This is a genomic window from Clostridium sp. AF28-12 (genome assembly GCF_003435225.1).
Taxonomy (GTDB): Bacteria; Bacillota; Clostridia; order Lachnospirales; family Lachnospiraceae; genus Pilosibacter; species Pilosibacter fragilis.
Genome location: NZ_QWGJ01000003.1, coordinates 111963 through 125188 on the forward strand (window position 1 = coordinate 111963; position 13226 = coordinate 125188).

General features: G+C 44.0%; 14 protein-coding genes. 1 reads left to right on the forward strand and 13 read right to left on the reverse strand.

Annotated features, from left to right (window positions below):
* Nucleotides 1-296: 296 nt before the first annotated feature.
* From DWY93_RS04105 to DWY93_RS04140, 8 genes are all read right to left on the reverse strand, one after another.
* Nucleotides 297-881 carry a chromate transporter gene (locus DWY93_RS04105; protein ID WP_117470314.1) on the reverse strand — a complete coding sequence of 195 codons (585 nt, stop codon included), beginning with the start codon at nt 879-881 and terminating at the stop codon, nt 297-299.
* Nucleotides 881-1423 (reverse strand): chromate transporter, encoded by a 543-nt coding sequence (locus DWY93_RS04110; protein WP_117470240.1) that lies wholly within the window; start codon nt 1421-1423, stop codon nt 881-883. The genes DWY93_RS04105 and DWY93_RS04110 overlap by 1 nt, the downstream gene beginning before the upstream one ends.
* 128 nt (nt 1424-1551) lie before the next feature.
* Nucleotides 1552-2499 carry a DUF4340 domain-containing protein gene (locus DWY93_RS04115; protein WP_181968487.1) on the reverse strand — a complete coding sequence of 316 codons (948 nt, stop codon included), beginning with the start codon at nt 2497-2499 and terminating at the stop codon, nt 1552-1554.
* A gap of 232 nt (nt 2500-2731) precedes the next feature.
* The gene (locus DWY93_RS04120) at nt 2732-3298 is read right to left on the reverse strand and encodes a GNAT family N-acetyltransferase (protein WP_117470238.1); all 567 of its coding nucleotides are present in this window, start codon (nt 3296-3298) and stop codon (nt 2732-2734) included.
* A 193-nt stretch (nt 3299-3491) separates the two neighbouring features.
* On the reverse strand, nt 3492-3992 hold the full coding sequence (locus DWY93_RS04125) for an HD domain-containing protein (RefSeq protein WP_117470237.1): 501 nt from the start codon (nt 3990-3992) through the stop codon (nt 3492-3494).
* 144 nt (nt 3993-4136) lie between these two features.
* A complete protein-coding gene (gene recG, locus DWY93_RS04130; RefSeq protein WP_117470236.1) occupies nt 4137-6191 on the reverse strand; it encodes an ATP-dependent DNA helicase RecG in 2055 nt (684 codons plus the stop codon).
* A 184-nt stretch (nt 6192-6375) separates the two neighbouring features.
* The gene (locus tag DWY93_RS04135; RefSeq protein ID WP_117470235.1) at nt 6376-8085 is read right to left on the reverse strand and encodes a DAK2 domain-containing protein; all 1710 of its coding nucleotides are present in this window, start codon (nt 8083-8085) and stop codon (nt 6376-6378) included.
* Nucleotides 8086-8101: 16 nt separating this feature from the next.
* Nucleotides 8102-8458, reverse strand: coding sequence for an Asp23/Gls24 family envelope stress response protein (locus tag DWY93_RS04140; protein WP_015554579.1), 357 nt, complete (start codon nt 8456-8458; stop codon nt 8102-8104).
* A gap of 283 nt (nt 8459-8741) precedes the next feature.
* Between DWY93_RS04140 and rpmB the strand changes: the two genes are divergently transcribed.
* Nucleotides 8742-8927: a 50S ribosomal protein L28 gene (gene rpmB / locus DWY93_RS04145; RefSeq protein WP_015554580.1), complete on the forward strand. Its 186-nt coding sequence runs from the start codon at nt 8742-8744 to the stop codon at nt 8925-8927.
* 802 nt (nt 8928-9729) lie between these two features.
* Here the strand turns inward: rpmB and DWY93_RS04155 are convergent.
* From DWY93_RS04155 to DWY93_RS04175, 5 genes are all read right to left on the reverse strand, one after another.
* Nucleotides 9730-10413 carry a hypothetical protein gene (locus DWY93_RS04155; RefSeq protein ID WP_117470233.1) on the reverse strand — a complete coding sequence of 228 codons (684 nt, stop codon included), beginning with the start codon at nt 10411-10413 and terminating at the stop codon, nt 9730-9732.
* Nucleotides 10414-10669: 256 nt separating this feature from the next.
* Nucleotides 10670-11128 (reverse strand): thioredoxin family protein, encoded by a 459-nt coding sequence (locus tag DWY93_RS04160; RefSeq protein ID WP_117471843.1) that lies wholly within the window; start codon nt 11126-11128, stop codon nt 10670-10672.
* A complete protein-coding gene (locus tag DWY93_RS04165) occupies nt 11112-11540 on the reverse strand; it encodes a hypothetical protein (protein ID WP_117469640.1) in 429 nt (142 codons plus the stop codon). Before DWY93_RS04165 ends, DWY93_RS04160 begins: the two co-directional genes overlap by 17 nt.
* Nucleotides 11541-11601: 61 nt before the next feature.
* Nucleotides 11602-12600 (reverse strand): DUF4367 domain-containing protein, encoded by a 999-nt coding sequence (locus DWY93_RS04170; RefSeq protein ID WP_147324188.1) that lies wholly within the window; start codon nt 12598-12600, stop codon nt 11602-11604.
* 3 nt (nt 12601-12603) lie between these two features.
* A complete protein-coding gene (locus tag DWY93_RS04175) occupies nt 12604-13137 on the reverse strand; it encodes a sigma-70 family RNA polymerase sigma factor (RefSeq protein WP_117469642.1) in 534 nt (177 codons plus the stop codon).
* Nucleotides 13138-13226 lie beyond the last annotated feature (89 nt).

The window sequence follows — 13226 nt, forward strand, 5'->3', positions numbered from 1 at the left end:
AAAGACCTCCAATACAAGTCATAAACTGCGGCAGGAAAGCTTCCCCGCCGCAGCTTTGTTTTATTTTTCATACTGCTGCGTATATGCCGCAGCCACGTTTCTCAGTCAAGCTTTTCCTATTATACACTTAAATCTTCCAGATTTGCAAGCGTTTTCTATCGAACATATATTCGAATTATAGTTTTGTGTCGAAAAACATCCTGGAGCATGCGGTCCCAGCAAGCTTTTTCAAACGGTTTTTCGGAAGAAAAAAGCCTGCGGGATCGCTCTCCCACAGGCACATATTTACTTAAATTTTAAACTCCTCCGAACCGAAGCACAACTCCGATCACCGCAGATGCCGCAATAAACGCAACCGGATGGAGTCCTTTCGTCTTTTTGCAGACTGCCGTGAAATAATAAAGTACTGCAAGAAGAACGATACTGCGGATGCTGATCAGGTCTGTGATCTTTCCGCTTGCCGCAAAAGCGTCCTTGTGAAGAAGAACCAAGGACAGAACGGAAAGTCCTGCTGCCGCGATCAGACCTGTTGATGCCGGGCGGAGTCCGTAGAAAGCGTTCTGAACATACTTGTTTGTCTTGAACGCCTTTAAGAATCCGGCAATGATCAGGATCACGATAATGGATGGTGTGATCAGACCGAGTGTAGCAATTACTGCACCAGCAGGACCGGCTGTTGTAAATCCAACGTAAGTTGCCATGTTGACGCCCATCGGACCTGGTGTGGACTCGGAGATCGCCACCATGTCCGCAAGCTGTCCGTAGGTGAACCAGCCTGTCTTATCGGAGATATTGTAGAGGAACGGGAGCGTCGCCATCCCGCCGCCGATTGCAAAGAGACCAGCTTTAAAAAACTCAAAGAAAAGTCTGACAAAGATCATCATTTGGAAGCAGCCTCCTTATTCTTTAAGATAATTCCTGCAGCAGCCGCAAGGATAACGAACACGATCGGGGAAAACTCTGTAAGTGTGGAGCCGAGGATCACAAGCAGGCAGATCACTAATGTCGGCTTATCCACAACTGCCTTTTTCCAGAGTTTGACCACCGCGTTGAAGATCAGGACACAAACGCAGACACGGATACCCGCAAAGGCGTTCTGTACGATCGCGAGATGCGCAAAGTTCTGGATAAATGCTGCGATGACCGTGATAATGATCAGGGACGGGAATACAACGCCCAGAGTCGCGACGATACCGCCAATGGAGCCGGCAAGTCCCTGTCCGACAAAGGTCGCCGTATTTACCGCGATAATGCCCGGGGTACACTGGCCGATCGCGTAATAGTCCATAAGTTCCTCTTCTGTTGCCCAGTGTCTCTTCTCAACGACCTCTCTCTGGAGGATCGGAAGCATCGCGTATCCACCGCCAAAGGTAAGACCGCCGATTCTGGCAAACGTAAGGAAGAGATCAAGTAACTGATTCATGTGTTTTCTCTCCTTTATTCCAAAGTCTTGTTCTATCATATCTCAAAGACAAAAAAAAGGCAAGAAAAAGGGTGTAAGAATTGCCTTTTTCTTGCCTTATCATGCATGTTTATGCATTTTCTTTGCACTTATTCCTCATCCGGTGTCAGACCGTTTAAGAGGTTTAATACGATGTTGTTGTCAACGACCATGATCATGTTGGATCCATCAAGCTGCACATAGCGGTATGTCTGATCCGGATTTGCGTATGTTCCGACATAAATCGTGAGAGACTTCTTCTCACCATTTACAGTGAGCTCCGCCTGGAATGTAATGCGGGTATCTGTTGTCAGGTCAGCATTAGCAAGTTCCTGATTTAAAATATGGTAGCTTGCATAGTCGAACGGTTTGAGATTGCTGATTCCGTCTGCGATGGTCGTCATGACCTCTGTATCAGAGTTCTTGTAGGACGTTGTCTTACCGTCCATGGTGATGGACACGTTCTGAAGATCAGCTGCTGTAACCTGAATATCCAGTCCCTCGCGGACAACCAGGGTATCATAGTCGAATACCAGGGAGTCTACTGTGGATGCTTTTACGAGATAGATATTTTTCTCATCGGAGAGATAGTAATTTCCGTCTGCATCCTTGTTTCCGATGCTCAGAGTGATCTCACCTTTTTCGCTGTCGGTGATCGTCACAGTGTATACCGGATTTCCCATACCATAGTCAGATGCGGTATCAGCACTGTCAATTTCAGAGATCGCATGAAGATTCAGGAAATTCTGTGCCATCGCCTCAAATTTTTCCTGGTTTAACGGGATCGCGGAATCCATGGCATCCAGCCATACACCGTCTTTTTTCTTAAAGATCATATCGGTGTCGGAACTGGAGTAGTCAAAATCGATCGGTGCATTTAATGCATAAACTTCAATGTCCGCACCAGAGAAATCCGGTTCTACAACGTCATCTCTAATCTCGGAGATTTCCACCTTCGGGGATCCTGATTCCTTTGTGCCGGAAGAAGAACAGCCGGTAAGTCCTGCCGAAAGTGCTGCTGTCAGGAGCAGCGCTCCTAATAATACATGTTTTTTCATATCTGGTAATCCTCTCATTGTTAATTGGTTTGTTGGCGAAAGCACGCTCACTATACCACAATTCGCACCTATGGTGCTGACCGCTGCTAACGCAGCTATTGTGGTCCAGTTCGCCGTTCGTCAGAAGCATGCAAGCCTGCTCCTGACTCACTTATCGCTCACTATATCATACCCCTGTGTACTTTTTGTGAATTTGATTCTTATTTCTTCGGAAATTGCTCCCAGGCTGCCATCAGATCTCATCTGCCGCCGGTGCGTCCCCTAAAAAATGGATCTTATCGGATACTTTTGTTCCAAATGCCGTTGTATAGATATCGAGATATTCCTCATACGGGCATGGCTGACCATTTGAAAGCATCTCCATCTCCGTCCCCCAGAGATCGATGTAGTACGGCAGCATCGTAAACCCATTCCGCAGATAGAACTTTTTCCGGCGTGTGCGGAGAGCCAGTTCCTCTTCATCCTCACATTTCGTGCTCTCGATCTCAATGATGATCCTCATGCCTTGATATCTCTCACGGAGCGCCTGAAGTGCCGCAGAGCCGGCTCCATGCCCCCGCACTTCATCCGCGATGGCAAAATAGTCAAGAAGTACCCGGTCTCCCGCCTTCGCCATGATGGCAAGACCAAGAAACCTATTATTCTCTTCCAGGGAAAGGATCTCCACCAGCCCTGTCCCCTGCCCGGAAACGATCATGGAGAAAGGTTTCTTCTCGCTGGCGGGAAATGCGGTCTCATAGAGGGCATGGACCTCATCAAGGCGTTTCCCTGAAAATACCTGTTTTAATTTAACTGACATACTTTATTCCTTCTCACTTATCTGATATACCTGCAATATCGTCCCTGCCGCGTATCTGTGATCACTTATTATCCAGTTTTATCCCAGCAAGTGCCATCGCGGACACGTTGTTCACCAGGTCCGCCAGAGTCACAAGATGTCCCAGTGCCCAGGTAACGATATATTTGCCCCTCCCAGAAGTGTTTTCACCTGTTTATTCCTCTCCACTCTCAAACATCAGACGGAACAGACGTTTTCCGCCTTCCGTTCGGAATATTCTCTCAAATACACTCTTCTGGGTGTCCGGTGTGGATCCATCCTCGAAGAGATTGACGAGGAAATCCGCCTCCACAAGGATCTGGTAGTCCATTCCATCGATATTATCGTATGTGTGGTGATGTCCTACCAGATAGCAGACACGGTCGATGACCTCCAGGGGCCAGGAAAGGGCTGTCAGCATGGTCCGCGCCTCGCCCGGTCCCTCCATCTCCTGGTATTTTCCAGTGTTTCTTCCATACTTTTCTTCTGCTTTGTGAATTCCGATGTCATGAACGATGGCCGCTGTCTCCAGAACTTCCTGGGTGTACGGATCGAGATTCTCCTCAAGGCCGATCAGTCTCGCGAATTCATGGACCTTCAAAAAGTGCTGGATCCGTTTTACATCCTTGTCGTCGTAGCGTGTCATTTCATATAAGAGTTCATCAAGTCTCGTCATGCGTGTCATTCTCCTCTTTTATAATCAATTTGTGGCTTTTCGTAACTGTTCAGCAGGTCTGCGAGCTTGCTGCACTTTCCGATATTCTCAATGTTCCAGCTTTGATGGTTGGTCATATACCGGCAGGTTCAATAATTCTTTTTATTACAGGTTCAGCTTCTCATACTTTTCTTCCAGAAACCTGTCGAGGCGCTTCTTTAATTCCTGGTTTTCTTCCTGTTCCAGGTTTTCATCCTGCTCCAAAAGCCGGTTCACGTCCTCGGAGACCTTCTTAAGCGTCACCGCATCTGTATAGATATCTGCCAGCTGGAACTCCAGATCTCCGCTCTGACGGATCCCGAAGATATCACCGGGACCCCGGAGCTTCAGATCCTCGGAAGCGATATAAAAGCCGTCGTTGGACTTATTCAAGACGTCCAGACGCCTGTTTTTCTCCTTATTTCCGGAGGCATTCACCATGATGCAGTAGGACTGCTTGTCCCCCCGTCCAACGCGGCCCCGAAGCTGATGGAGCTGCGCAAGGCCGAACCGTTCGGCATTCTCGATCATCATCACCGTAGCGTTCGGCACGTTGACCCCGACCTCGATGACCGTGGTGGAGACAAGCACCTGGATCTTCCCGGCGGCAAATTCTTCCATGATCTTATTTTTCTCTTTTCCCTTCATCTTCCCGTGAAGGTACTCCACCCGGATCCCCGGCAGATTCTGCCTTAAGATCTTCGTGTAGTCCAGGACGTTTTCTGCATCGATCATCTCGCTCTCCTCCACCATCGGGCAGATCACGTAGGCCTGGCGGCCATTTTTTACCTCGTTTTCGATAAAACGGTAAGCCCGCGGGCGGTAGCTCTTGTCCACCACGCAGTTCTTTATGGGAAGACGGTTTGCCGGGAGCTCGTCGATGACGGAAATATCGAGGTCCCCGTAAAGGATGATCGCCAGAGTCCTCGGGATTGGGGTGGCGCTCATGACCAGCACATGAGGCATCTGTCCCTTGTTTCCAAACATCTCCCTCTGGGCGACACCGAACCGGTGCTGCTCGTCGGTGATGACGAGGGCAAGGTTATCATAGACTATCTTCTCCTGGATCAGGGCGTGGGTTCCGATGATGATATCCGCTTCATGGGAGGCAACTTTCTCGTAGGCGATCCGCTTTTCCTTTGCCGTCATGGAACCAGTGAGCAGGATCACCTTTTTGTCCACACCATGCTTCTCAAAGAGTTCCGTCACAGACTCGAAGTGCTGTCTCGCGAGAACTTCTGTCGGCACCATGAGAGCGCCCTGGTATCCGTTCTCGCAGGCTGCCAGGAGCGCCAGAACGGCGATGATCGTCTTACCGGAGCCAACATCACCCTGGATCAGCCGGTTCATGACGGAACCGCTCTTGAGGTCCTTCAGGACTTCCTCCAGCGTCCTCAGCTGGGCGCTCGTGAGCCTGTAAGGCAGATCCGCCAGAAGCTTCCGGCATTCATCCTGTTTTTCCATATGGAATGGGCTCTGCACATTCTGACGTTTCTCCTTTAAATGACGCACTGCCAGAAGGAAGAAGAAAAATTCATCGTACACGAGGCGCTTCCTCGCAAACTTCAGTTCTTCCTCATTCGACGGAAAATGGATGTGCTCGATAGCAAAGTTGTACTCCGCAAGCTCGTTTGCGATCCTGAGACCTGCCGGGAGATAATCCCTCTCCAACGTCCGGAACGCAAGTGCCTGCTCGACTGCGGAAGTGATCATCTTATTTCCCAGACCCTTCGTCTGGGCATAGACCGGGCGCATGCTGGATAAAAGTTCCTCGTAGGCCTCCGGCTTAAACATCTGGGGCTGTTCCATCGTGAGTCCGTTCTTTTTGCGGATCACACGGCCCCGGAAGATAAAATGACTGTCCGGCCGCAGAGTGTTCTTTAAATACGGCATGTGATACCAGACGAGACGAAGTTTTCCGGTCATATCGCTGATGGTCGCCTGGACGATGGAAAGACCGTTTACGTGGACTCCTGCGGCCCCGCTCTTTAAAAAGCCCTCCACGGTCCCGGTCTCATCCTCAGAAAGCTCCCCGATGGCTTTCGGCTCCCCGTAGGTATCATAGCCCCTCGGATAGTAGTGGAGCAGATCGTCGATGGTGCGGATCCCGACTTTTTCAAAAAGCTTTGCCGTTTTTTCTCCGATTCCTTTTAAGGTCTCTATGGATTGGTCGTTTGCCATCGTTTTCACGCTCCTTTTGTCTTATCCTGCGGCGCAGTCTGCAGCCTACTGAGAACATACCGGAAACTTTCCGCTTTTTGTCTCATGGAAAAAGCTGCCTCATCGGGTCTTCTGACCAAAGGGAGCAGCTTTTTCTATCGTTATACATTCGCCGGGGCGCCAGGCGCCTCTGGCATCTCCCCGCTTACTCTACGGAAAGCAGGTAATAATAGATCGGCTGACCGCCGTCGTTTAATTCAACTTCACAGTTCGGGAATGCCGCCTGCACTTTTTCTACAAGTGCTGCCGCATCTTCCTCCGTCACGTCCTCACCGGAGTAAACGCTGATCAGCTCGGACTCGTCATCCACCAGGTGCTTTAAGGTCTCAAGAACGGTTTCATTTACATTCTGGCCTACAGCGAGCATGCCAGAATCACCGATTCCCATGATATCACCCTCATGGATCTCCATTCCGTCGATATTTGTGTTGCGGACCGCGTAGGTGATCTGGCCTGTGTGGATCCGTCCCATCTCGGATGTCATGTTCTCAAGGTTTTCCTCCGGTGAAAGATCCGGGAGAAAGTTGATGAGAGCCGCGATACCCTGCGGTACGGTCCTGGACGGAACAACGAAGATCTTCTTATCTTCCACAAGACTCTTAGCCTGTTCAGCGGCAAGAATGATATTCTTGTTGTTTGGAAGGATGTAGATCACGTCCGCATTTACCTTCTCGATGGCATTTAGCATATCCTCGGTACTCGGGTTCATCGTCTGTCCGCCCTCGATCAGGTAGTCAGCGCCAATTCCCTTGAAGATCTCACCGAGACCTTTACCGATGGAGACAGCGATGAAGCCGTACGGTTTTCTCGGCTCGTTGGATGCCGGAGCTTCCTCTTTTTTTGCCTCAGCCGGAGTTTCCGGAGTCTGGGCAACATTGGAAGCGTTCTGGATCAGACGCTCGTGGTGCTCCTCGCGCATATTGTCGATCTTCATTCTGGAAAGGGAACCGTAAGTCAGACCTTTCTCAAATGCAAGACCCGGATGGTTCGTGTGGACATGGACTTTAATGATATCGTCATCGGAAACTACAACGACGCAGTCACCGATGGACTCTAAATATCCCTTGAATTTCTGCTCCTCGTCCATATCATAAGCTTTCTCCACATTTACGATAAACTCAGTGCAATAGCCGTACTTAATATCGGAAGTGGAAAGCTCGTCACTTCCCGCAGCCACCTTCGGCTTTGTGGACTCTGTGTTTCCGGCTGCCGGAGCAACGGCATCAAACGGAATCCCTCTTCCTAAAAGACCGTCAAGACCGCCCTTCATGACCTGCATAAGTCCCTGTCCGCCGGAGTCGACAACACCAGCCTGTTTTAATACCGGAAGCATCTCCGGAGTCTGGCTTAATACATAGTCGCCTTCCTCGATGACCTGGGTCAGAAAATCAATCACGTCATCTGTCTGTGTCGCAAGATCAACGGCCTTCTCAGCCATTCCCTTAGCGACTGTGAGGATCGTACCTTCCTTCGGCTTCATAACAGCCTTGTAGGCAGTCTCAGTTGCGCGGGTAAAGGCATTCGCCAGGCTTGTCACTGTAATTTCATTGGATTCCTTGATCTCTTTTGTGAAACCGCGGAATAACTGGGATAAGATAACGCCGGAGTTACCGCGGGCACCTCTTAAGGAACCGGATGAGAGAGCCTTCGCGATGGACTCCATTGTCGGATTCTCGATCGCAGCCACCTCTCTTGCTGCGGCCATGATCGTCATGGTCATATTCGTACCCGTATCACCGTCCGGAACCGGGAATACGTTTAATTCGTTAATCCATTCTTTTTTTGCCTCAAGGCCTTTCGCTGCGGCCAGAACCGCTTTCTGTAAGAGAGCGGCATCTACGGACTTTAATTCCATGGATTTTACTTCCTCCTTAATCTATCACTCGAACGCCTTCAACAAAGATATTGATCTTTTCAACCGGCATTCCCGTGAACTCTTCTACTTTGTATTTCACACTCTCGATCAGGTTATCCGCTACGGTCGAGATGCTGACGCCATAGGATACGATTACGTGGAAGTCGATTTCAATTGCATTATCATTGATCGTAACATTGATTCCGTGAGTCAGGCTTTCTCTCTTTAATAGCTTTACCAGACCGTCTTTCATACTTACTGCAGCCATTCCCACGATTCCAAAGCATTCTACCGCTGTCGTGCCGGCATAAAGAGCGATAACATCGGTGTCGATCTGGATCTGTCCCATTTTATTGTTAATACATCCCTTCATACGCTAAGCCTCCATTCCTACTGATTATAAGCGCCGTATCCTGATAAAAGGCGCAAACGCCAACGATCCAGCCGGATCATTCGCGCAAAAGTTCCTTTATAATTGAACTTTAATAACCCTAATATACCATATCAAGTTTTCTCTGTCCATGGGATTCCACTTATTTTTCAAAAAAATGTGAAATTTCTAAAAATTTTGCTTGCAAAATATTTAATCTTCTGCTATGATATCCATGTTATGGATTTTTGCATCCAACCGTATGAATGATTAAGGAGGTGGAATCATGGCTAAATGTGCTATTTGCGAAAAGGCGGCTCACTTTGGTAATGGAGTAAGCCATTCCCATAGAAGATCCAATAAAATCTGGAACGCGAATGTAAAATCTGTAAAGGTTAAGGTTAACGGCGGCTCCCGCAAGATGTATGTATGCACTTCCTGCTTAAGATCCGGTCTCGTTGAGAGAGCTTAATCCTCCTTTTACAAGATAGGGAATCGAAATAAAGGCATCCTCAAATGAGGGTGCCTTTATTTTTCGTATCTATAAAACTTCTGTGAGCATCTATTATTAGTAGCTCGATCTTTTTATTCATTCTTTACCAGTATTCGCGACTTTCCATCGCAAAACCTATTATATTATCCGAAGGATATATGATATACTCTTGTTTCTGCACTCATATCCGAGTTATTGTCAGGCATTCCCTTATTTTTCTTTTTTTGCTTGGAGCATTAACGGAAATATTTCTATGCAGTATACTAATAACGGAAATATTTCACACATTTTCGTTGGAAATCCTTTATAATATAATAATAAACATGCTATCGATACACCAAAAGTGAAAAACAGAAGTTTTCTTTGATATTGTAGAAGTTCTATCCATAAAAAAAGCGCTATTAATATTATAGTTGCCATACAACCACTAGGAATATCCTTATCTATATATAGCATATATGGAATTATTGTACCAAATAATATTAGAAAATACGAAAACCATTTAGTACGATTTGCATATATCCGTTTCCATATCATCGTCTGTATAATTTCTTGAAGCAATACAATTATAATTCTCGTTATTGTGAACTTTGTTTTTGCAAGCAAGAAATGGACAATAGGTGTGATTATTAATAAAAAAAGCATGTATCACCTTCTTAATTAGATTTAGAAAAACTGATTTTTGCTTTAATAGCCTTCATAGAAAACTAATATCATATCAGCAAAACAGATCTCAATAGGAATAAATAATTTTGCGATATTAGCAGTTAGCATAAGCGTTTTAATTAATAGTATATTTAAAATATGAAGAGTCTGTCACATATCCCAAAAACCAAAATCCACCATCAGAATAAGATGGATCAGACTCCCACACCTCTTTGCATTTATAACGAAAAGTCATTGTAACCACGTCATCATTAGCAGCTGCGTCAATCAGTGTTTTTATAGATGCCGCACATTTGCTGACTTTACTTTTGGCCGCACCGGTAAAGGCTGCAACTCCGGCATATCCTACAATCACTGCTGTTATAGATATAACAGAAACAGTTACAGTTATCATATTTTCTATTTCTCCGATAGTAACCTCATTTGTAGATGTATAACTTTCACCCAACGAACAAAACTGATATTCATAATCTTTTCCGCTTCTCATGCTATTGCAAGAAGAAAGTCCTTTTTCTGCATAATCCAAATTAATTAGTTCTGCCCCATTATCCGGATTTGTTAATACTCCAGTATGCTTATTAAAAATGAGTGTTTGGATTATATCTCCATCAGAATCGTATAAAAGGACAGTTCTATTTTCAACGTTTTCCTTTACTTCAATTCTAAACGTCTCACCAACTGAATCTTTCATTGTGAATGATGAGTTTAATGTTTCAGTAGCATATGCGAAAAAGGTGTTTGTCATCAATGTAATAAGTGCTAAAATGAATGCCATAAATTTTTTTACGTGTTTTTTCATATTAATCTCCATTCCGCCGCCTTCGGCTGGCGGCACAAATAGTAATGAAAGTGTTTTACACCTTCAAGTTTTCGTGTTACAATTGACTCAATTATTAAGGCATCCCGGCATCAATATCAGATGCACCCACCCGTTTTGCTATTGATGTGCAGGTGCGCCTCTGTTCTTAGGTGGGAATACCATTAAATAGGTTCACTATGTGAGCTTTCTTTTTGTGTCTAATCCACGATTTTGGCTTAATTTACTTTCTTTCACACTATTCACTCCAATCTAATATAGTATTTTTTACTTTATTGCTGTCAATCCGATTATTTTCATCAATTAAATACATGCTATTAGAATATTTTCCATTCTCCACTTTGATCAAAACAGGGACTTGTTCTACATGAAAATCGCTTAATACAGCATCAAATTCTTTTTGATCACGTAGATCATCCGTATCAAAATAATAAATTTTTATTTTATTACTTTTCAAAATAGGGAGTAGCACTTTATTTGTTAAACGACAACTTTGGCACGTTTTTCTCCCAAAAAGAACGCATGCATTATGGTAGGAATATATATCTTTAGCTGTTTTCACAGGTTCAAATGGTGAGTTGTTTTCCCTGATCAACAAGCTAATAAACAGCAATATAATCATGATTATTATAAAATTTTTGATTTTAATCAAAGCAACCTTCACTTTTTGAATATAATATTTAAATTTCAGCCTCATTTGAATATTCCGTTATGCTTTCCGTTCCTACCTTTACAACTACCTTTAATCGATATGTAACCCCAGAAATCCCCTTATAAGTATGCTCCATATCAACATCTCCTGTTCCATTGATTTTCCATGACGTTACATTCGCCCAACGACCATTACTTTTTTTCTGTAAATATAAAGTTCCTGTAATTTTTTTAGAATCAGAAAATGCAGAAATTTGCAATGCAGAACTAAGTGTACTTCCACTAGTTGTCAAATATACATTTACACTGGCTGTTTCATTCCAATAAGGTTGAATTAAAACTTTCTGTGAAATCACTACTGGCAGCTCTTTGCTTGTCTTTGCGAGTACTTGTGATGTAGAGATCAGTGTAATTACACCTGTACAGATTAACAGTTTTTTAATGTTGTGTCTTTTCATAAACACGTCCTCCTTTATCTTTTTCATCTATATAACGGTCAAATGAGACTTTAGGGACATGTCAATTACAATAATTTATATTTTCCACAATTTTGAATACTTCATTAAATGGAAGTTCTGTGACAACGCTTATCAGCCATTCCCCTTCCTTAATCACACACATTCGGACTCCATCTTTTTCCCAATATAATACATTTTTCTCTCCGATCATACATGACTTTATTTCTGAATTCTCCGTATTATAATTATTTGACCCATTCCCAGGTGAAACTTGTATTGTAATACTGGTATTTTCTGAATTTTTATATCTGAATTTTTTCATTAATGGGAGATTGCTCTGATATACCAATTGATATCCATCTGGAATATAGTTAATCTGGAAAGAACCTAAATTATTCCCTTCCTCTATGACATGCTTATTTTGTATACCTTCCAACCCAATTTTAGAATACTTTGGATATGTCTCCACGATCCATTCCAAAATTTTTCCACGAAATTCCGCATTTGTGACCATTGCTGTTGAAAATCCGAGAGAAATCGCAAGAAAAACAGCTGCAGCCCGCAAAATTCCACGAAATAAATGATCTGTCGGTTGTTGTGTAATATGGATTTTCCGTAATTGTTTTCTGAAACGTCTAGAATACACATGTTGGATATCCTCTGTTGTATTTATCTCAGCCATTAGCTTTGTCAGTGATATTGTGCATATCTGAGAAATGCTTTCTGGACATGCAAATATTTCTGGAGTACTTGTCCATTTTTGAAGGTAATTCAACATACTAATCCGCATTCCATGAGCATACGGAATCATGAGAATTTCATTAATCTGCGAGTCATCTAAGTGAAAAGCATAATAAAGATGAAATACAGCCTGTTCCGGGAATGGGAGTGCAAGAATTTTATTTGCTACCTTATCCAAAATGTTTTTTCTAATTTCCCCTTCGTCAATCAATTTACTTTCTTTTGACATCACATTTTTGTAATTATCTAGACTCCTATCAGCTTGTGCCCACTCTTGATTCAATCTTTCTCGACAAACTTCTCTTAAAATACTTGTCACTTTTTACCTCTCAATTTCTTCCAGTTTTTTCTTCAGTTTTTTTATTGCCCGCTGGCTCCTCTTTTTAGCTGTCTCTTCCGAGATTCCCATCAGCACTGCGATATCTTTTAATGACATGTTACGACCAAATCGAAACATAAGAAGTGTTCGATCATTTTCTTCTAAATGTTCTAATGCCACCGCCAACTGCTCCTTCTTGAATTTTTCAAAGAAAGCTTCTTCTACTCCAGAATCCGTCCTTGTTTCATAAAACTCTTCCACCGGAATCATCTTTTTCTTCTTACGAAGAATATCATAGGATGCATTCTTTGCAATAATAACACTATAGGGAATCTGGTCGCGGCGTGGTAACTGGCTGATTTTTTCAAAATGTTCCATTATATTTAAAAATGCCTGTGCAACAGCGTCTTCCGCGTCTGTTTCTGATTGAAGCAACTGATAAGAAACTTTATATAAAAGGGTGTGATTTTCATTAAATAATTGTTCGATCCAAACCTGCTCATCTTCTGAAAAGGTGCATAATACTAAGAATAGCATAAATCCATCTCCTGTGCTTCTTGTTATTTATTTAATATATAAGGTGCAGTGCATTCAACAAGGGACAATATTTTGTTTGGTTTTTATGT